This window comes from Streptomyces caeruleatus (assembly GCF_001514235.1).
In the GTDB taxonomy this organism is placed as follows: Bacteria; Actinomycetota; Actinomycetes; order Streptomycetales; family Streptomycetaceae; genus Streptomyces; species Streptomyces caeruleatus.
Genome location: NZ_KQ948926.1, coordinates 768,185 through 786,569, shown reverse-complemented (window position 1 = coordinate 786,569; position 18,385 = coordinate 768,185). Strand labels below are relative to the sequence as shown.

The 18,385-nt window shown below is 71.4% G+C and carries 17 protein-coding genes; 15 read left to right on the top strand and 2 right to left on the bottom strand.

Going from position 1 to position 18,385, the window contains the following annotated elements; translation table 11 throughout:
• Positions 1-70: 70 nt before the first annotated feature.
• The 10 genes from AQJ67_RS12245 (at position 71) to AQJ67_RS12200 (ending at position 9,068) form a co-directional block, all read left to right on the top strand.
• Positions 71-1,006, top strand: coding sequence for a 3-hydroxyacyl-CoA dehydrogenase NAD-binding domain-containing protein (locus AQJ67_RS12245; protein WP_062718580.1), 936 nt, complete (start codon positions 71-73; stop codon positions 1,004-1,006).
• Positions 1,006-1,992: a quinone oxidoreductase family protein gene (locus tag AQJ67_RS12240; RefSeq protein WP_062718395.1), complete on the top strand. Its 987-nt coding sequence runs from the start codon at positions 1,006-1,008 to the stop codon at positions 1,990-1,992. Before AQJ67_RS12245 ends, AQJ67_RS12240 begins: the two co-directional genes overlap by 1 nt.
• A gap of 131 nt (positions 1,993-2,123) precedes the next feature.
• A complete protein-coding gene (locus AQJ67_RS12235; RefSeq protein WP_062718393.1) occupies positions 2,124-2,762 on the top strand; it encodes a hypothetical protein in 639 nt (212 codons plus the stop codon).
• 30 nt (positions 2,763-2,792) lie between these two features.
• A complete protein-coding gene (locus AQJ67_RS12230; protein WP_062718391.1) occupies positions 2,793-3,713 on the top strand; it encodes an NADP-dependent oxidoreductase in 921 nt (306 codons plus the stop codon).
• 11 nt (positions 3,714-3,724) lie between these two features.
• A complete protein-coding gene (locus AQJ67_RS12225) occupies positions 3,725-5,332 on the top strand; it encodes an MFS transporter (RefSeq protein WP_062718388.1) in 1,608 nt (535 codons plus the stop codon).
• Between the two features lies 1 nt (position 5,333).
• Positions 5,334-5,729 (top strand): PPOX class F420-dependent oxidoreductase, encoded by a 396-nt coding sequence (locus AQJ67_RS12220; RefSeq protein ID WP_062718386.1) that lies wholly within the window; start codon positions 5,334-5,336, stop codon positions 5,727-5,729.
• Between the two features lie 111 nt (positions 5,730-5,840).
• Complete coding sequence (locus AQJ67_RS12215; RefSeq protein ID WP_062718383.1) at positions 5,841-6,674, top strand: DUF6081 family protein; 834 nt, start codon at positions 5,841-5,843, stop codon at positions 6,672-6,674.
• A 24-nt stretch (positions 6,675-6,698) separates the two neighbouring features.
• Entirely contained in the window at positions 6,699-7,583 is an 885-nt protein-coding gene (locus tag AQJ67_RS12210; protein ID WP_062718381.1) for an NmrA/HSCARG family protein, read from the top strand.
• The gene (locus AQJ67_RS12205) at positions 7,580-8,734 is read left to right on the top strand and encodes an acyl-CoA dehydrogenase family protein (RefSeq protein ID WP_107122849.1); all 1,155 of its coding nucleotides are present in this window, start codon (positions 7,580-7,582) and stop codon (positions 8,732-8,734) included. Before AQJ67_RS12210 ends, AQJ67_RS12205 begins: the two co-directional genes overlap by 4 nt.
• Entirely contained in the window at positions 8,727-9,068 is a 342-nt protein-coding gene (locus tag AQJ67_RS12200) for an antibiotic biosynthesis monooxygenase (protein WP_062718377.1), read from the top strand. Before AQJ67_RS12205 ends, AQJ67_RS12200 begins: the two co-directional genes overlap by 8 nt.
• A gap of 72 nt (positions 9,069-9,140) precedes the next feature.
• Here AQJ67_RS12200 and AQJ67_RS12195 read toward each other — a convergent pair whose 3' ends face one another.
• Positions 9,141-9,884 (bottom strand): TetR/AcrR family transcriptional regulator, encoded by a 744-nt coding sequence (locus AQJ67_RS12195; RefSeq protein WP_107122866.1) that lies wholly within the window; start codon positions 9,882-9,884, stop codon positions 9,141-9,143.
• A 113-nt stretch (positions 9,885-9,997) separates the two neighbouring features.
• Here AQJ67_RS12195 and AQJ67_RS12190 point away from each other — a divergent pair, with 113 nt between their 5' ends.
• The 3 genes from AQJ67_RS12190 to AQJ67_RS12180 all read left to right on the top strand — a co-directional run bounded on the left by AQJ67_RS12190 (position 9,998) and on the right by AQJ67_RS12180 (position 14,813).
• Positions 9,998-11,758: an MFS transporter gene (locus AQJ67_RS12190; protein WP_079055901.1), complete on the top strand. Its 1,761-nt coding sequence runs from the start codon at positions 9,998-10,000 to the stop codon at positions 11,756-11,758.
• Complete coding sequence (locus tag AQJ67_RS12185) at positions 11,759-13,891, top strand: MMPL family transporter (protein WP_062718371.1); 2,133 nt, start codon at positions 11,759-11,761, stop codon at positions 13,889-13,891.
• A 154-nt stretch (positions 13,892-14,045) separates the two neighbouring features.
• Positions 14,046-14,813 (top strand): AfsR/SARP family transcriptional regulator, encoded by a 768-nt coding sequence (locus tag AQJ67_RS12180; protein WP_062718369.1) that lies wholly within the window; start codon positions 14,046-14,048, stop codon positions 14,811-14,813.
• Positions 14,814-14,880: 67 nt separating this feature from the next.
• On the opposite strand, the gene AQJ67_RS12175 is transcribed toward AQJ67_RS12180, so the two are convergent.
• Positions 14,881-15,666: a 3-oxoacyl-ACP reductase gene (locus AQJ67_RS12175; RefSeq protein WP_062718367.1), complete on the bottom strand. Its 786-nt coding sequence runs from the start codon at positions 15,664-15,666 to the stop codon at positions 14,881-14,883.
• A gap of 75 nt (positions 15,667-15,741) precedes the next feature.
• On the opposite strand from AQJ67_RS12175, the gene AQJ67_RS12170 reads away from it, so the two are divergent.
• Positions 15,742-17,151 (top strand): beta-ketoacyl-[acyl-carrier-protein] synthase family protein, encoded by a 1,410-nt coding sequence (locus AQJ67_RS12170; protein WP_062718365.1) that lies wholly within the window; start codon positions 15,742-15,744, stop codon positions 17,149-17,151.
• On the top strand, positions 17,148-18,371 hold the full coding sequence (locus tag AQJ67_RS12165; RefSeq protein ID WP_062718364.1) for a ketosynthase chain-length factor: 1,224 nt from the start codon (positions 17,148-17,150) through the stop codon (positions 18,369-18,371). The genes AQJ67_RS12170 and AQJ67_RS12165 overlap by 4 nt, the downstream gene beginning before the upstream one ends.
• Positions 18,372-18,385: the final 14 nt, after the last annotated feature.

Below are 18,385 nucleotides of genomic sequence, written 5' to 3'. Positions count from 1 at the left end.
GCCACGGTCGCCCCGTGGCCTCGAAGTCCGCTCGAGCCGGGTTCGAGTGGGCGCTGCCAGCCTCGTCGCCATGTGCACCGTGACAGTGATCGGGGCGGGCACGATCGGTCTGGGATGGATCAATCTGTTCAGCGCCCACGGACTGACCGTACGGGTCAACAGCCGCAGGCCCGACGCCCGGCGCATCGTGCGTGAGGGGCTCGAACTGTTCTCCCCGGGCCGCGCGGAGGAGCTGGCGGCGCGGATCGAGTACGAGCCGGACGTCGGCCGCGCGGTGACCGGGGCCGACTTCGTCTCCGAGAACGCGCCCGACGACCTGCCTCTCAAGCAGCGGTTGTTCGCCGAGATCGGCGAGGCCGCCCCGGACCACGCCCTCGTGCTGTCCTCGACGTCGAAACTGCTCCCCGACGACCTGGGCCGGGACATGCCCGGACCGGGCCGGCTGGTCGTCGCCCACCCCTTCAACCCGCCGCACATCGTGCCGCTGGTCGAGGTGCTCGGCGGGGAACGCACCGACCCGGACGCCGTCGAAAGGGCCGTGGCCTTTCTGGAGTCGGTCGGCCGGACCCCCGTCGTGCTGCGCAGGGCGCTGCCCGGCTTCGCCGCCAACCGGCTGCAGTCCGCGCTGCTGCGCGAGAGCATCCACCTCGTCCTCGAAGGCGTGGTGACCGTCGAGGAGCTCGACCGGATCGTCACCGACTCGATCGGGCTGCGCTGGTCCACCATCGGCCCGTTCCACGCCTTCCACCTGGGCGGCGGCCCCGGCGGCCTGCGCAAGTGGCTCGAACACCTCGGCAGCGGCCTCGAACAGGGCTGGCGCGGCCTCGGACAGCCCGCCCTCGGCACGGAAGCGATCGAGGCCCTGGTCGCGCAGACCGAGGCCGCCTACGGAGACCGGACCTACGCCGAGCTGGTCCGCGACCGTGACGAGAGGCACCACGCCGTACTGGCCGCCCTGGGGCGGACCGGGAAGTCCCAGGAGAAGGAGAAGGAGATGGAGAAGTGATGCGTGCCATCCAGTTCGACCGGTACGGCGCACCCGACGTGCTCCACGTCGCCGAGCGTCCCGTTCCCGAGCCCGGACCCGGCCAGGTGCGCATCGCCGTCGAGGCGGTCAGCGTCGGCCACGCGCAGACCCAGATGCGGCGCGAGGTCTTCCCCGCGCCGATGTGGAAGCCCGAGTTCCCCGTCGTCCTCGGCGGTGACGTGGTCGGCAGGATCAGCGCGGTGGGGCCCGACGTCACGGGGCTGAACCCCGGGGACCGGGTCGGCGCCTTCACCCTCTACGGCGCCTACGCCGAGCAGGTCGTCGTCGACGCCGCCACCGTCGTCCCCGTACCCGAGGAACTGGACGCCGCGGAGGCCGCGGTCCTCCCGGGCACCGGACTCATCGCCCTCGGCATTCTGCGGACCGGGCAACTCGCCAAGGACGAGACGGTGTTGGTGCACGCGGCGGCCGGCGGCGTGGGCCACATCGCGGTCCAGCTCGCCCGGGCGGCCGGCGCGGGCCGGATCATCGGCACCGCGGGCGAGCCCGCCAAACGCGAGTTCGCCCGGGCCGTGGGCGCCGACGCCGTCGTCGACCACCGCTCCCCGCACTGGGCCGAGGAGGTCCGCGAACTCACCGAGGGACGCGGGCCCGACCTGATCCTGGACGGCGTGGGCGCCGAGGTCCTCCAGCAGGGCGTCCGCCTGCTCGCCCCGGGCGGCCGGCTGGTGTTCTACGGCTCGTCCGGCGGCGAGCTGGAGATCCCGCGGGTGTCCGTGATGGACCTCATCGGCATCAAGTACGTCACCGGCTTCGCGCTGTCGGCCTGGCGGCTCGGCCGACCGCACGAGTACGCGGCGGGCGTCGCCGAACTCACCCGGCTGCTCGCCGAGGGACAGGTCAAGTCCGCCGTACACGCCCGGCTGCCCCTGGAGCGGGCCGCCGAGGCGCACACCCTTCTGGAGGCCAGGGCCCAGCTGGGCCGGGTCGTGCTCATTCCCTGACCCTTCCCCGGCCTTCCGTTCCGAGCCATCCGTTCCCATTTCCCATTCCCCTTCCCCTTCCCATTCCCATTCCCATTCCCATTCGCATTCGCATTCGCATTCGCGTTCCAGAGTCCGAAGGAGATCCATTCATGACCTCGTCGCGTCAACACGTGATACGTCTGACCACCGCTTCCGCCATCGCCCTCGGGGGCGTGATGAGCCTGGGCACCAGCGCGCACGCCGCCACCGTGGACGTGCCGTACGAGTGCCGGACCTATGTGCAGGGCAACACGCACCCGGTCTACGACTACAAGCGCGGCTTCGACGTCACCGTGCCCGCCTCGGTCCGTGCGGGCAAGCAGTTCCAGGCCACGTACGACCCGGCCCCGATCACCGCCTTCGCCGAGTACAACAAGACCGTCAAGGACGTGCGGGTCGCCTACCGGATCCCCGAGGGCGCGAAGGTCAAGAAGGTGAAGCTCACCGGCGGCAGCGGCCTCGGTGACTCCGCGCTCAAGGTGCAGATCGAGGGCAAGGACATCATCGTCAGCGCCTCCGGCCCGCTGGAGGGCGGTGTCGAGTTCGACCTGCCGACGCTGAAGGTCACCTACAAGGCCCCGAAGGCCGCCGGTACCCTCAACTTCGGTCCGGGCGGCTCCAGTTACGAGCAGCCCGGTTTCTACTGGTACCGCTACCAGCCGATCCTGGACGAGTGGGGCCCGTTCGAGTGCTTCCCGGACCCGGCGAAGCCCCAGACCGTCCTGGCCAGCACGCAGGTCAACAAGTAACAAGCACCGTCAAGCGAAAGTGGAGAACGCATGCCTAAGGCCGTAGCCATCCACCAGTTCGGCGGGCCGGACGTACTGGGCCTCGTCGACGTCCCCGAGCCGGTGCCAGGGCCGGGTCAGGTGACGGTCCGGGTGCGGGCCGTCGGGGTCAACGGGTTCGACTGCCGGGTGCGGTCCGGCGGCATGCGGGGGCGTTATCCGGTCGAGTTCCCGCAGATCATCGGCAACGAGTTCGCCGGGGTCGTCGAGCGGACCGGACCGGAGGTGACCGGGTTCGCGCCCGGCGACGAGGTGCTCGGGTTCGCCGTCATGCAGTCCGGCACCGAGCTGCTCGCCGTCGGCGCGGACCAGATCACCGCCAAGCCGCCGGAGCTGTCCTGGGAGGTCGCCGGGTCGCTCTCGGCCGTCGGGCAGACCGCGGACATCGCCCTGGACGCCCTGCGCGTCGGCCAGGGCGACACCGTGCTCGTGCACGCCGCGGCCGGCGGCGTCGGCAGCCTCGCCGTCCAGCTCGTCCGCGAGCGGGGCGGCACGGCGATCGGCAGCGCCGGCGAGCACAACCACGAGTTCCTGCGCTCGCTGGGCGCGCTGCCCGTCGCCTACGGTCCGGGCTTCGCCGACCGGGCGCGCGCCCTCGCCCCGGACGGCGTGGACGCGGCCCTCGACTGCCACGGCGGTCCGGAGGCGCTCGCCGTGTCGCTCGAACTCGTCGCGGACCGGGGCCGGATCGCCACCATCGCCAACTTCCGCGCCGCCGCCCAGGAGGGCATCGTCATGCCGCAGGTGGTGCGCTCCGCCGAGCGGCTCGCCGCGCTGGCCGCGCTCTGCGCCGAGGGCCGGCTGCGGCCGCACGTCGAGGCCGTCCTGCCCTTCGCCAAGGCGGCAGAGGCCCACCACAGGCTGGAGCAGGGCCATGTGCGCGGCAAGCTCGTCCTGGTGCCGGACCTGTGACAGCCGGACCTGTGACCTCGGGTCCCGCTCGACCGGGCGGCCCGGCGCACGCGCACGAGGGGCATCCGCGGCGCTGGGCCGTCCTCGCGGTGCTGGTCCTGAGCCTGGTGAGCATCATCCTCGACAACACCGTGCTCAACGTGACGCTGCGCACCCTCACCGACCCGGAGCAGGGCCTCGGCGCCTCGCACAGCCAGGTCGAGTGGGTGCTCAGCGCCTACACCCTGGCCTTCGCCGCGACCCTGTTCACCTGGGGTGTGCTCGGCGACCGGCTGGGCCGCAGACGCGTACTGCTGCTGGGCCTCGCCCTGTTCGGGCTGTCCTCGCTGGCCGGGGCCTACGCCGGGTCGCCGGAGCAGCTCATCGTCGCGCGGGCCTGCATGGGGGTGAGCGGCGCCGCGGTGCTGCCGAGCACGCTCGCCACCATCGCCGCCGTCTTCCCGATGCGCGAGCGCCCCAAGGCCCTCGGGATCTGGGCGGCCTCGGTCGGCTTCGCCCTCGGCATCGGCCCCGTCACCGGCGGGCTGCTGCTCGCGCACTTCTGGTGGGGCTCGGTCTTCCTGGTCAACGTGCCGATCGTGGCGGTCTGTCTGGTCGCCGTGGTGCTGCTGGTGCCCGAAACCCGGGGCGCCACCGGCAAACGCGTCGACGCGGCCGGGCTGCTGCTCTCGATCGCCGGGCTCGTGCTCGTCGTCTACGGCATCATCGAGGCCGGCCGGACCGGCGGGGTCACCCAGCCCACCGTCTGGGGGCCCGGACTGGCCGGGCTCGGACTGCTCGGGGTGTTCCTGTGGCACGAGCGCCGTACCGCGGAGCCCTCGCTGGAGCTCGGCTTCTTCCGGCTGAAGGCCTTCTCCACCGCTGTCGCGGCCGTCGGCTTCGTCAGCTTCGCGATGATGGGCTTTCTGTTCTTCAGCGCCTTCTACCTCCAGAGCGTGCGCGGCTACACCCCCCTCCAGGCCGGGAGCTGCACCGTGGCGCTGGCCGTCGCGAACGTGGTCTGCGGGCCCCTCAGCACGGTCCTCGTGCGCTCGATCGGCCCCAGGAACGTGTGCGCGGCGGGCATGCTCGCCGTGACCGCCTCGCTCTGCGGGGTCGTCTTCGTGACCCAACACGCCCCGCTCTGGCTGATCCTCGCCTTGTTCGGCGCACTGGGAGCAGGCGTAGCCTGCGTCATGCCGACCGCAGCCGTGTCCATCATGAACGCGATCCCACGCGAGAAGGCGGGCGTGGCCTCCGCGATGAACAACACCGTGCGCCAGCTGGGCGGCGCCCTCGGCGTCGCGGTGCTCGGCTCCCTGATGGGCGCCGCCTACCGCAGCGGCATCGAGGACGAGCTCGCCGTACTGCCGCCTTCCGTGCGGCACGAGGCCGGCGAGTCCCTGGACGCCACGCTGCTGGCTGCGACTCGGTTGGGGGAGAGCGGACTTGTCGGTCCGGCACGGCAGGCTTTCCTGGACGCCATGCACCTGGCCGCCGGGGCCGCCGCCGCGGCGGCCCTCGTGGGCGCCCTCGCCGTGCTCCGCTGGTTGCCCTCCACCGTCACGACCCCGAAGCCCCCGGCGGGCCCCGCGCCCCGCCGGGAGCACTCCGACCACACCAAGGCCCAAGGAAGCTGACATGCCTTTCACTCCTGACGAGCTCGAGTACTACGCCTCCCAGAACCTCGGCCGGCTGGCCACCGTGGCGGCCGACGGGCAGCCCCAGGTCAACCCCGTCTCGTTCACGATCAACACCGAGACCGGCACGATCGACATCGGCGGGCACAACCTGACGGCCAGCAAGAAGTTCCGCAACGTCGGCAAGAACGACCAGGTCGCCTTCGTCGTGGACGACCTGCTCTCCATGCAGCCGTGGAACGTACGCGGTATCGAAGTGCGCGGCCGGGCCGAGGCACTGACCGACGCCCAGCCGCCGCACCCGTACTTCGGCACCGCGATGATCCGCATCCACCCCAGGCGCATCATCACCTGGGGCATCGGCGAGGACACCGCGCAGCGCGGCCGTAACGTCTGACCGACGACCCTGCCCAGGGGCCCAGACCCCTTCGACTCCGCTTCGAGTGGAGCTCGATGCCCTCTTGCCAGGGTGGAGCCCGTAGGACGGGCACACCACGGGGAGGGCCGGATGAGTACAGAAATCTTCCGCGAGGATTTCACCGCGGGACTGGTGACCGAGGGACCGGGCGCGCCATGGCGGCTGCGCCCGGTCGACGGTCTTCCCGAGGGGGACGGGGTCGTCCGCGGCGGGCCGGGCGGCCTGACGGTCGTACCGAGCGCCCTGCAGCCCCGCACCCGGCGGCCGGCGTTCACCGAGCCCAAGCCGGGACCGGACGGCGCCCCGCTCCATCTGCGCTGGGGCGCCTTCACCACCGGCGGCACCGCCTCCGCGCGCGGCGGCTTCACCGCACCGCCCGGTGAAGTCCTCTCGGTCACCGCCGAGATGGGACTGCGCGGCTTCGGCCTGCGCTCCCACCCGTACGACGACGTGGCCGAGGCCACCACCGACCCCCGGCTCGGCGCGGGCGGTCTGATCTCGGTCGACCTCGAGACCGGCATCATCTTCGACTTCTTCCTCACGCACAGCCGCCTCTACGCGGTCTACGAGCGGCTCGCGCTCCAGCCGGACGCCGAGTTCGCCGCCTTCACCTACTGCGTCCCGGTCGCGGACCGCACCCCCGGCACGCTCCACCGGCTGGAGGTCGCCTACGACGCCGCGGCCGGCACGGCCCGCTGGACGGCCGACGGGCAGGAGGTGCTGTCCGTGGACCGGATCGGCCTGCGTTCGCTGGACGCGCGCTGGCTGCGCCGCGACAACGGCGGCCGTGAGGAGGCCGTACGGCCGCGTGGCCTCAGCTTCGGGCTGGGGCTGTTCCTGGAGCGCTACTTCGGCCAAGGGGTGCGGCTGTCCGCCCGCGGGCTCTCGGTGTCCACCTCGCCGGCCGCCTCCCGCCACTCGTGACGACGACCAACGAAAGGCACAGCCATGCCCGATGAGAACAAGCCCGTACTGGTCCTCGGCGCCACCGGCAAGCAAGGCGGCTCCGCGGCCCGGTACCTGCTGGAACGCGGCTGGACCGTACGGGCGTTCGTCCGCGACCCGGGCGCGCCCAAGGCCAAGGAGCTGCGGGAGCTGGGCGCGAGCCTGCACACCGGCGACCTGGAGGACGCCGAGTCGGTGCGCGCCGCGATGAAGGGCGCGTACGGCGTGTTCAGCATCCAGACGCCGATGACGCCGGCGGGCGTGGAGGGCGAGGAGCGGCAGGGCAAGATCTGCGCCGACGCCGCCCGTGACCTCGGCGTCCAGCACTACGTCCACAGCTCCGTCGGCGGCGCCGAGCGGCCGGAGGGCGTGAACTGGCGGCTGTCCAAGCTCGCGATCGAGCGGCGGATCCAGGAGAACGAGCTCAACTTCACCTTCCTGCGGCCCTCGTACTTCATGGAGAACCTCAACCACGACATGTCGCCCCTCGTCATGGAGGACGGCGTGCTGACCTTCCGGCGGGGGCTCGGGCCGGCCAACACCCTGCAGATGATCAGCGGCCCCGACATCGGCTACTTCGCCGCCGACGCCTTCGACGACCCCGACACCTTCGGCGGCGCCAAGATCGAGCTCGCCGGGGACGAGCTGACCGGCGAGCAGATCGCGGACGCGTTCGGCCGGCACACCGGGCTGCCCGCCCGCTTCGTCTCGGTGCCGATACCGGAGCTGCACCGCACGGGCTTCGAGTGGCAGGCGATCTCGTACACCTGGCTCAACGGCATCGGCTATCACGCCGACATCCCCACGCTGCGCGCACAGTTCCCGCAGATGCTCACCCTCGACCAGTGGCTGGCCAAGACCGGCTGGGCCCCGATGGACCCGGCATGAGCGAGGACGCGATGACCCAGGAGACCCAGGAGCGGTCATCTCTGGTGGCCGGGGCGCGCCGGATCGCCGGGCTCGCCGGGAAGCGGACGGCCGAGGCCGAGCAGCAGCGCCGGCTGAGCCCCGATGTCGTCCGCGCGGTCCTCGATGCCGGGTTCGCCGCCCACTTCGTGCCGGTGGCGCACGGCGGCCGGGCCGCGACCTTCGCCGAACTCGTGGAGCCGGTCGCGGTACTGGGGGAGGCCTGCGCCTCGACGGCCTGGTACGCCTCGCTCACGGCGAGCCTCGGCCGGATGGCCGCCTATCTGCCGCAGGAGGGCCGGGCCGAGCTGTGGTCCGACGGCCCCGACGCCCTGATCGTCGGCGCCCTGATGCCGCTCGGCCGCGCCGAGCGGACCGCGGGCGGCTGGCAGGTGTCGGGCACCTGGCCGTTCGTCAGCGTCGTCGACCACTCCGACTGGGCGCTGGTGTGCGCCATGGCGGGGCAGGAGCCGTGGTTCTTCGCGGTGCCGCGTGAGGCGTACGGCATCGTCGACAGCTGGTACCCGATGGGCATGCGCGGTACGGGCAGCAACACCCTCGTGCTCGACGGGGTGTTCGTGCCGGACGGGCGGTCCTGCACCCGGGCGGCCATCGCGTCCGGCCTCGGTCCGGGTGCCGAGGCGATCTGCCACACCGTGCCGATGCGGGCGGTCAACGGGCTGGCCTTCGCGCTGCCGATGCTCGGCGCCGCCCGCGGCGCCGCCGCCGTGTGGACCTCGTGGATCGCCGCGAAGCTGGCCGGGCCGACCGGGCAGAACGCCGTCTCCTCCCAGGACCGGGTGCTGTACGAGCACACGCTGGCCCGGGCCACCGGCGAGATCGACGCGGCCCAGCTGCTGCTGGAGCGGGTCGCCGCGGTCGCCGACGCCGGCGGGGTGACCGCTGAACTGGTGGGCCGGGGGGCGCGGGACTGTGCCCTGGCGGCCGAGCTGCTGACCGCCGCGACCGACCGGCTGTTCGCCTCCGCGGGCACCCGGGCGCAGACCGAGGACAGCCCGCTGCAGCGCCTGTGGCGCGATGTGCACGCGGCCGCGAGCCATATCGGGCTGCAGTTCGGGCCGGGAGCGACGCTGTATGCCGGAGAGCTGTTGAGGAGGAGCAACGATGGCTGAAGTGAACGACCCTCAGGTGGGCTTTGTCGCCGTCGTCACCTTCGCGGTGGACGGCCCCGCCACCCAGCGCAAGCTGGTGGAGCTGGCCACGGGCGGGGTGCAGGAGTGGATCCGCGAGGTGCCCGGCTTCCTGTCGGCCACGTACCACGCGAGCACGGACGGCACGGCGGTCGTCAACTACGCCCAGTGGGAGAGCGAGGAGGCCTACCGGGAGAACTTCAGCGCCGACCCGCGCTCGGCCAAGCTGCGGGAGGCGCTGAGCTCTCTGCCCGGGCTCATGGGACCGCCGAAGGCCGTCTTCATGACCCCGGAAGGGTCGATCCTGCCGTCCTGACGTCGTTGTCAGCGTCTGCAGCGTCTGCAGCGTCTGCAGTGCCGTCAGTGCCGTCAGTGCCGTCAGTGCCGTTCATGTGTCCCCGTCGTCGCCGGCCCCGGCCACCAGGCCGGCGATGATGATCTCCAGGCCGAGCTCGAACCGACGGTCGGAGTCGAGCGAGGTGATCGGGCCGGCCAGGTGGACCAGGTTCGGGAACTGGGTGGCCGGCAGCGACTTCAGATAGCCGTGGAGCTGGTCGGCGAACATGCCGGCCTGCTCCTCGCTCTGTTCCGTACCGGAGTGCCGGGACGACTGCTCCAGGGCCTCCGCCGTGACGAACGTCGACAGCAGATCGCCCCCGTAGGCGGCGAGTTCGTCCCGCAGACCCCCCGCGCGCAGCAGGTTCAGGGTGCGCTCCATCCCCAGGATCCCGTTGGGGCCGAGCGGGACCCGGTCGATCGCGATGCGCGCCAGGTCCCGGTGGGCCAGGAACATCCGCCGCAGCGACCGGCACATCTCCTTGACCTGCTCCGCCCAGCGGCCCGGCTCCGGCTCCGGGATCTCCACCTCGGTCAGCACCAGGTCGAAGACGAGGTCGAGCAGCTCGTCCCGGTTCCCCACGTGCGCGTACAGCGAAGCGTGTCCGGTCTTCAGCTCCTGCGCGAGCCGCCGCATGCTCAGCGCGTCGAGCCCCTCGGCGTCGAGGATGCCGAGCGCCGTGTCGACGATCCGGTCCTGGGTCAGGGGCATCCGCGGCGGCGCCTTCTTCGGCCGGCGCCACGGCGGTACGGGGATCTCCTCGGGCATGGGCCTCCTTCCTTCGCTTCGCAACAGGGGATGGCCGTCATCGTATGTCATCGTCGGCCACCGTTTCTTGACACGACCACCGTTCCACTATAGAACGGTGGTCGTTCATGGACCTGTTGTCGAGGATCTCGGGGGATGCCATGAGTTCCGTTGAACCAGACGAACCGGACAGGGGGGCGGCGCCACCGACGGCGCTGGTGCCGGAGCACGAACCCGCCCCGGACACGACCGCCGCCGAGACCGCGGCCGAATCCGCGTCGGAGTCGCCGGCCTACGCGCGCCGCTGGGCCGCGCTCGCCGTCATCCTCGGCGCCGAGATCATGGACCTGCTCGACGGCACGGTCATGAACATCGCCGCGCCCGCGGTCCGCGCCGACCTGGGCGGCAGCCTCAGCGTCATCCAGTGGATCACCGTCGGGTACACGCTCGCCTTCGCCGTCCTGCTCGTGGTCGGCGGCCGGCTCGGTGACATCTACGGCCGTAAGCGCATGTTCGTCATCGGCGCCGTCGGCTTCACCCTGGCCTCCGTGCTGTGCGCGGCGTCGGGCAGTTCCGAGATGCTCATCGCCGCGCGCTTCCTGCAGGGCGGGCTGGGCGCGCTGATGATTCCTCAGGGGCTCGGCCTCATCAAGCAGATGTTCCCGCCCAAGGAGACCGCGGCGGCGTTCGGCGCGTTCGGGCCCGCCATCGGACTGGGCGCCGTGCTCGGCCCGATCGTCGCCGGATTCCTGGTCGACGCCGACCTGTTCGGCAGCGGCTGGCGGTCCGTCTTCCTGATCAACCTGCCGATCGGGGCGGCCGTGATCATCGGTGCGGTGCTGCTGCTGCCCGAGGGCAAGGCACCCGTACGGCCCAGGTTCGACGTCGGCGGCATGCTGCTGGTGACGCTCGGCCTGACCCTGCTGATCTTCCCGCTCGTCCAGGGCCGCGAACGCGACTGGCCCGCCTGGACGTTCGTGCTGATGGCGGGCGGCGCGGCCGTCCTCGCCGCCTTCGTCGCCTACGAACTGCGCCAGGAGAGGCGCGGCGGCGCCACGCTCATCGAGCTCAGCCTGCTGCGCAGGTCCCGCTACGCCGCCGGACTCGCGGTGGCGCTGGTGTTCTTCACCGGCATCTCCGGAATGTCGCTGCTGCTCGGCCTGCACCTGCAGATCGGCCTGGGCTTCAGCCCGACCCGGGCGGCGCTGACGATGATGCCCTGGTCGGTGTTCCTGGTCGTCGGCGCGATCCTGACCGGGGCGGTGCTGGGCGCCAAGTTCGGCCGCAAGGCCCTGCACGGCGGGCTCGTGGTGATGGCACTCGGCGTACTGATCATGCTGCTGACCATCGGCGACCAGGCCGGCGGTCTGACCAGCTGGGAGCTCGTCCCCGGCATCGCCGTGGCCGGACTCGGCATGGGCATCATGATCGGTCTGCTCTTCGACATCGCCCTGGCCGACGTCGACAAGCAGGAGGCCGGCACCGCCTCCGGCGTCCTCACCGCGGTCCAGCAGCTCGGCTTCGCGGTCGGTGTCGCGGTGCTCGCGACCCTGTTCTTCGGGCTGCTCGGCTCCCAGGCCCCGGCGAGCGTCGCCGACGGCGCGAGCCGCACCCGGGCCGAACTCAGCGCCGCCGGGGCGAGTCCGGCCGAGCAGGACCGGCTCCTCGCCGACCTGCGGGAGTGCCTGCGGGAATCGGCGAGCCAGAAGGACTCCGCACACACGCCCGTGAGCTGCCGCGACATCCAGCAGGTCCGGCCGGAGCTGGCCGAGGCCACCGCGCGCGCCTGGCAGACGGCCCACACCGAGAACTTCAGCACCGCGATGGTCCGCACGCTCTGGATCGTGATCGGACTGCTGGCGGTGTCCTTCGCGCTGGCCTTCCGGCTGCCGCCCAAGCCTCGTGAGGAAGAGGGTTTCTAGATGACACGCAAACTGCTGGCCTGGCCCGGTGGGCGCCGGGTCAAGTGGCTGGTGCTCGTCGGCTGGATCGGTCTGCTCATCGTGCTCCAGCCGCTGGCCGGCAAGCTCGGCGACGTCGAGTCCAACGACGCCGCCGCCTGGCTGCCCGGCAACGCCGAATCGACCGAAGTGCTCGAACTCTCCGAGAAGTTCCAGCCCGCCGACACCAGCCCGGCCATCGTCGTCTACGACCGCGCCTCCGGGATCACGGCCGCCGACGAGGCGAAGGCCCGGGCCGACGCCGCGGACTTCGCGGACGGCACCCACGTGGTGGGCAAGCCGTTCGGCCCGGTGCGCTCGGAGGACGGCAAGGCCTTGCGCACGGTGGTCAACGTCCACCTCGGCAAGGAGGGCTGGGAGGGGCTCAACGAGGCCACGAAGGACCTGCGGAAGGTCGCACAGCCCAACGCGCCCGACGGTCTCGGCGTCCATGTGACGGGCCCGACCGGCTATGCCGCCGACTCCGCGGAGTCGTTCAGCAGCGCCGACTTCAAACTGACCCTGGTCACCCTGCTCATCGTCGTGACGATCCTCGTCGTCACCTACCGCAGTCCGCTGCTCTGGCTGCTGCCGATGATCTCCGCGGGCATGTCCCTGGTGATCTCGCAGGCCATCATCTACCTGCTGGCCAAGAACGCCGGACTCACGGTCAACGCCCAGACCGCGATGATCCTCACGGTGCTGGTGCTCGGCGCGGCCACCGACTACGCGCTGCTGCTCGTCGCCCGCTACCGGGAGGAGCTGCGCCGGCACGAGGACCGGCACGAGGCCATGGCCGTGGCGCTGCACCGCGCCGGTCCCGCCATCGTGGCCAGCGCGGCCACGGTCGCCATCAGCATGCTGGTGCTGCTGCTGGCCGCGCTGAACTCCACCAAGGGCCTCGGCCCGGTGTGCGCCGTCGGTGTGCTGGTGGGCCTGCTGTCGATGATGACGCTGCTGCCCGCCCTGCTGGTGATCTTCGGCCGCTGGATCTTCTGGCCGGCCCGGCCCAAGCACGGCACGGAGCCCGATGTCACCCGGGGCGTGTGGACGCGGGTCGCCCGACTGGTCTCCGGCCGCCCCCGCACGGTCTGGATCACGACCACCCTGGTGCTGGGCGCGGTGGCCACGCTGGCCGTCACCCTGAACGCCGACGGGCTCCAGCAGAAGGACGGCTTCAAGACCAAGCCGGAGTCGGTGGTGGGTGAGGAGATCCTCGCCCGGCACTTCCCGGCGGGCTCCGGTGAGCCGATGGTCGTCATCGCCAAGGACTCCGCGGCGGCCGAGGTGCGCGGCGCGCTGGAGAAGGTGCCCGGTGTCAACGAGGTCGCCGAGCCCCAGGTCAAGGACGGGCTGGCCTATGTCGAGGTGACACTGGCCGCGGGAGCCGACTCGCCGGCCGCGATGGACACGGTCACCGCGGCCCGTGAGAGCCTCGGCCGGCTGGACGGGGCGGAGGCGAAGGTGGGCGGCAGCAGCGCCGTCGTGCACGACATGCGCGAGGCCTCCAGCCGTGACCGCGGACTGATCATCCCGGTGATCCTCGCCGTGGTGTTCTGCATCCTCGCGCTGCTGTTGCGGGCACTGGTGGCACCGCTGCTGCTGATCGCGAGCGTGGTGCTGTCCTTCTTCACGGCGCTCGGCCTCGCCGCCTTCTTCTTCAACCACGTCTTCGACTTCGCGGGGGCCGATTCCGCCTTCCCGCTCTGGGTGTTCGTCTTCCTGGTCGCCCTGGGCGTCGACTACAACATCTTCCTCGTCACCCGGATCAGGGAGGAGAGCAACCGGCTCGGCACCCGGCAGGGCGCGCTCAAGGGCCTCACCTCGACCGGTGGTGTCATCACCGCGGCCGGTCTGGTGCTGGCCGGCACCTTCGCCGCACTGGCCACGCTGCCCCTGGTCTTCATCGCCGAGCTCGGCTTCACGGTGGCGGTGGGCATCCTGCTCGACACCATGATCGTGCGGTCGGTGCTGGTCACCGCGCTCACGCTCGATGTCGGCCGGTGGATGTGGTGGCCGCACGCCCTCTTCCGGCGCCAGGATCCGGAGGAATCCGCCGGTGCTGGAATTTCCGATTCCAGGAATTCGGAGGCGCCAGCTCCTGTTTCTCGGTAAAATCCCGGTAAATATAAATCAGCGCAGCCTGGCTGCGCTGATTTATATTTGGACAATTTGTGGATCTTTTGTGACGGTAACCACGTTGAAGTCGGTCAAGTAGGCCTGTTATCGTCGCCCCAAAGAAAACGGAGAATCTCGACGGGGGCGCAGGATGAGATTCAATCTGTTGGGGCATGTCCATGTAATCACTGATGCGGGGCGGTTAATTCCGCTTAAATCCTCGAAGGCGACCCAGCTGCTGGCGTTGCTGCTGCTCAGGCGGCATGAGGTGGTGGGCTCCGGGGTGCTCATCGAGGAACTGTGGGGGGACGATCCGCCGCGCAGCGCCATGACCACACTCCAGACCTACGTCTACCACACCCGCCGACTGCTGGCGGAGCACCAGGTGACATGTGCGGAACGGGAGTTGGTCCTGACCCGGCCACCCGGCTACTTCGCCCTGATCGACGACGACGAGCTCGACGTCACGCTCGTCGAGCGCCTGATCCGCAAGGGCGGCCGGCTGCTGGAGGAGGACCGGCCCGAGGAGGCGCTCGCCTCGCTGAACGCGGGCCTTGACCTGTGGCGCGGCCCGGCGCTTTCCACGGTGCCGTGCGGCCCGGTGCTGGAGTGCCATATCGCTCACCTGGAAGAGCTCCGGCTCTTCGGAGTGCAACTCCGTATCGACGCGAATTGGCGGCTCGGCAGGATAGGGCCCATGATTCCCGAGCTGCGGTCCCTGGTAATTTCCCATCCGCTGAACGAGACCCTGCACGCCAAGCTGATGGGGGCGCTCTACCGGGTCGGCAGGCGAGCGGAAGCGCTTGCCTCGTACCGAAATCTCCGGCAGATACTGTCCGACGAGTTGGGGGTGGACCCCACGCCAGAAATCCAGCGTATGCATCTGGAAATTCTCAACGGCGACCAGGTGCTCGCCTGACCCGCACACAGGTGGAGCCCCTCGCGGTCCGCGAGGGGCTCCAACCATGTGCGCGGACAGCCGGGTGTCAGTAGTTCCCGAGACCGCCGCAGACGTTGAGGGCCTGCGCGGTCACCGCGGCCGCCCCGTCCCCGATCAGATAGGCCACCATCTCCGCCACCTCGGACGGCTGCACATAGCGGCCGATCGGCACGCGCGCGGTGATCCGGTCGAAGGCCTCGTCGGTCGACACCTCCCAGATCTCCGAGTAGTGCTCGCGCACGTTCGCGGCCATCGGCGTCTCGACGAAGCCCGGGCAGACGGCGTTCACCGTGATGCCGGTCCGCGCCAGTTCGAGGCCGAGCGCCTTGCTGAACCCGACCACGCCGTGCTTCGACGCCGAGTACGGGGCCGCGTGCACCACGCCCTGCTTCCCGCCCGTCGAGGCGATGTTGATGATCCGCCCCGAGCCCCGTTCCAGCATGCCGCCGGCCTTCAGGACCTGCTTGGTCATCCGGAACACGCTGGTGAGGTTGGTGTCGATGACATCGAGCCAGAGCTCGTCGGCGAGCTCGGCCGTGGCACCGCCGCCGGGCCGGCCCGCGTTGTTCACCAGGACGTCGACGGGGCCGTACCGCTCGACGGCCGCGGCGACGACGGCCTCGATGTCGGCGACCGAGCGGACGTCACAGGTCCGGCCGTCCGCCTCCACTCCCGCCTCCCGCAGCTCCTTCAGCGTCGTGCGCAGCGCCTCCTCGCCGCGCGCGCAGATGAAAACCTGCAACCCCTCCTTGCCGAGCCTGCGGGCGATCTCCAGCCCGATACCGCTGGTTGCGCCGGTCACCAGTGCGACCTTCGAGAGCTGCGTGGCCATGTCTCCCTCTCCCTGCTTCGTGGTCCCTCAGCCGCCCAGCCTCGGACGCCCCGCTAGAGCGGCGGTCGAAGGGGATTGGGGCACGGCTCGGACACCGCGACGGTGGATCCGGCATCGAGGGGTCCCGTATCCGCCTTCGAGCCGCTTTCGAGCCACCCGGCCCACGATGACGACGACCACCGGACGAACTCATCGAAGGAGCTGTTCGGATTGAAGCGCAGAGTCGTCATCACGGGCGTCGGCGTCCGCGCCCCCGGCGGGAACGGCACGCGGCAGTTCTGGGAACTGCTCACCTCGGGGCGGACGGCGACGCGCCGGATCTCGTTCTTCGACCCCTCGCCGTACCGCTCGCAGGTCGCCGCGGAAGCCGACTTCGACCCCGTCGCCGAGGGGTTCGGCCCACGGGAACTCGACCGCATGGACCGGGCCTCGCAGTTCGCCGTGGCCTGCGCCCGGGAGGCCGTCACCGCCAGCGGGCTCGACTTCGGCGCCCTCGACCCCACCCGGGTCGGCGTCAGCCTCGGCAGCGCGGTGGCCGCCGCGACCAGCCTGGAACGCGAGTACCTGCTGCTGTCGGACTCCGGCCGGGAGTGGGAGGTCGACGCGGACTGGCTGTCCCGGCACATGTTCGACTACCTGGTGCCCAGCGTCATGCCGGCCGAAGTGGCCTGGGCGGTCGGCGCCGAGGGCCCGGTCGCGATGGTCTCCAACGGCTGCACCTCGGGCCTGGACTCCGTCGGCCACGCGGTGCGGCTGATCGAGGAGGGCAGCGCCGACGTGATGCTCGCCGGGGCCGCCGACACCCCCATCACCCCGATCGTCGTCGCCTGCTTCGACGCGATCCGCGCCACCACGGCGCGCAACGACGACCCGGAGCACGCCTCGCGGCCGTTCGACGGCACCCGCGACGGGTTCGTGCTGGCCGAGGGAGCCGCGATGTTCGTCCTGGAGGACTACGAGAGCGCGCTGGCCCGAGGCGCCCACATCCACGCCGAGATCCCGGGCTACGCGACGCGCTGCAACGCGTACCACATGACCGGGCTGAAGGCCGACGGCCGTGAGATGGCCGAGGCCATCCGGGTCGCCCTGGACGAGTCCCGTACGGACGCGACCGACATCGACTACATCAACGCCCACGGCTCCGGCACCCGGCAGAACGACCGGCACGAGACCGCGGCCTACAAGCGGGCGCTCGGCGATCACGCCCGGCGCACCCCGGTCAGCTCGATCAAGTCGATGGTCGGGCACTCGCTCGGCGCGATCGGCTCGCTGGAGATAGCGGCCAGTGTGCTCGCCCTCGAACACGGGGTGGTGCCACCGACCGCGAACCTGCACACCAGCGACCCCGAGTGCGACCTCGACTACGTCCCACTCGAAGCGCGGGAGCGCAAGCTCGGGACCGTCCTCACCGTGGGCAGCGGCTTCGGCGGCTTCCAGAGCGCCATGGTCCTGCGCGGCGCCGAGGCTGCGGAGGCCGTCGCATGAGCGTCCTCATCACCGGAGTCGGCGTCGTCGCACCCAACGGCCTCGGCCTGGAACCGTACTGGGCGTCCGTCCTGGCCGGCCGCATCGGCCTCGGCCCGGTCACCCGCTTCGACGTGAGCCGGTACGCGGCCACGCTCGCCGGCCAGATCGACGACTTCCACGCACCCGACCACGTCCCGGGCCGGCTGCTGCCGCAGACGGACCCCTCCACCCGGCTCGCGCTGACCGCCGCCGCCTGGGCGCTCCAGGACGCGAAGGCCGACCCGGAGTCGCTCACCGACTACGACATGGGCGTGGTCACGGCCAACGCCTGCGGCGGCTTCGACTTCACGCACCGAGAGTTCCGCAAACTGTGGACCGAGGGCCCCAAGTCGGTCAGCGTGTACGAGTCCTTCGCCTGGTTCTACGCCGTGAACACCGGCCAGATCTCCATCCGGCACGGCATGCGCGGCCCGAGCAGCGCCCTGGTCGCCGAACAGGCCGGCGGCCTGGACGCCCTCGGCCACGCCCGCCGCACCATCCGCCGCGGCACCCCCCTGGTCGTCTCCGGCGGGGTCGACTCGGCGCTCGACCCCTGGGGCTGGGTCTCGCAGGTCGCGAGCGGCCGGATCAGCACCGCCACCGACCCGGAGCGGGCCTATCTGCCCTTCGACGAGCAGGCGGCCGGCTATGTCCCCGGCGAGGGCGGCGCCCTCCTCGTCCTGGAGGACAGCGAGGCCGCCGAGGCCCGGGGCCGGCACGAGGCCTACGGCGAACTCGCGGGCTGCGCCTCGACCTTCGACCCGCCCCCCGGCTCCGGACGCCCTCCGGGCCTGGAGCGCGCCATCCGGCTCGCGCTGGCCGACGCCGGGCTCGGCCCCGAGGACGTCGACGTCGTCTTCGCCGACGGCGCGGGCGTACCCGAGCTGGACGCCGCGGAGGCCCAAGCCATCGGCCAGGTGTTCGGCGACCGCGGCGTCCCCGTCACCGTCCCCAAGACGACGACCGGCCGGCTCTACTCCGGCGGCGGCCCACTCGACGTGGTGACCGCCCTGATGTCCCTGCGCGAAGGCGTGATCCCGCCGACCGCGGGCGTGCGCTCCGTACCGCGCGAGTACGGCATCGACCTGGTGCTCGGCGCCCCGCGCCCGGCGCCCCTGCGCACCGCCCTGGTCCTGGCCAGGGGCCGCTGGGGCTTCAACTCGGCGGTCGTCCTGCGCCGCCCCGAACCGACCTCGTAACCACCCACCCCACA

What these genes read in the sequence shown, in the direction of transcription:
- AQJ67_RS12175 (WP_062718367.1), bottom strand. Translation starts at nt 15,666, where the DNA reads ATGGCCACGCAGCTCTCGAAGGTCGCACTGGTGACCGGCGCAACCAGC.
- AQJ67_RS12245 (WP_062718580.1), top strand. Translation starts at nt 71, where the DNA reads ATGTGCACCGTGACAGTGATCGGGGCGGGCACGATCGGTCTGGGATGG.
- AQJ67_RS12210 (WP_062718381.1), top strand. Translation starts at nt 6,699, where the DNA reads ATGCCCGATGAGAACAAGCCCGTACTGGTCCTCGGCGCCACCGGCAAG.
- AQJ67_RS12200 (WP_062718377.1), top strand. Translation starts at nt 8,727, where the DNA reads ATGGCTGAAGTGAACGACCCTCAGGTGGGCTTTGTCGCCGTCGTCACC.
- AQJ67_RS12215 (WP_062718383.1), top strand. Translation starts at nt 5,841, where the DNA reads ATGAGTACAGAAATCTTCCGCGAGGATTTCACCGCGGGACTGGTGACC.
- AQJ67_RS12205 (WP_107122849.1), top strand. Translation starts at nt 7,580, where the DNA reads ATGAGCGAGGACGCGATGACCCAGGAGACCCAGGAGCGGTCATCTCTG.
- AQJ67_RS12220 (WP_062718386.1), top strand. Translation starts at nt 5,334, where the DNA reads ATGCCTTTCACTCCTGACGAGCTCGAGTACTACGCCTCCCAGAACCTC.
- AQJ67_RS12240 (WP_062718395.1), top strand. Translation starts at nt 1,006, where the DNA reads ATGCGTGCCATCCAGTTCGACCGGTACGGCGCACCCGACGTGCTCCAC.
- AQJ67_RS12165 (WP_062718364.1), top strand. Translation starts at nt 17,148, where the DNA reads ATGAGCGTCCTCATCACCGGAGTCGGCGTCGTCGCACCCAACGGCCTC.
- AQJ67_RS12180 (WP_062718369.1), top strand. Translation starts at nt 14,046, where the DNA reads ATGAGATTCAATCTGTTGGGGCATGTCCATGTAATCACTGATGCGGGG.
- AQJ67_RS12185 (WP_062718371.1), top strand. Translation starts at nt 11,759, where the DNA reads ATGACACGCAAACTGCTGGCCTGGCCCGGTGGGCGCCGGGTCAAGTGG.
- AQJ67_RS12235 (WP_062718393.1), top strand. Translation starts at nt 2,124, where the DNA reads ATGACCTCGTCGCGTCAACACGTGATACGTCTGACCACCGCTTCCGCC.
- AQJ67_RS12230 (WP_062718391.1), top strand. Translation starts at nt 2,793, where the DNA reads ATGCCTAAGGCCGTAGCCATCCACCAGTTCGGCGGGCCGGACGTACTG.
- AQJ67_RS12190 (WP_079055901.1), top strand. Translation starts at nt 9,998, where the DNA reads ATGAGTTCCGTTGAACCAGACGAACCGGACAGGGGGGCGGCGCCACCG.